1 protein-coding gene is annotated in these 239 nt (G+C 38.1%); it reads left to right on the forward strand.

Translation table 11 applies throughout. From position 1 onward, the window contains the following. A partial coding sequence (locus SCA31_RS25360) for an RNA 2'-phosphotransferase (RefSeq protein WP_410699690.1) occupies positions 1–239 on the forward strand: 239 nt, incomplete at both ends.

Below are 239 nucleotides of genomic sequence, written 5' to 3' on the forward strand. Positions count from 1 at the left end.
GTTTTGCTTTTAATGAAGATAAAACCATGATCAGAGCCAGTCAGGGACATTCTATCGATATTAATCTGGCTTTGATTCCACAACAGCCACCGGAATTTCTCTATCACGGAACCGCTCAAAGTAATCTTGATTCCATTGTTGAAAAAGGAATTGAAAAAAGAAGCCGTCAGCATGTTCATTTAAGTGCCGATAAAGAAACAGCCACTAAAGTTGGTATGCGTCATGGAAAACCAATAATT

This window comes from Chryseobacterium sp. SIMBA_028, assembly GCF_046535285.1.
Lineage (GTDB): Bacteria > Bacteroidota > Bacteroidia > Flavobacteriales > Weeksellaceae > Chryseobacterium.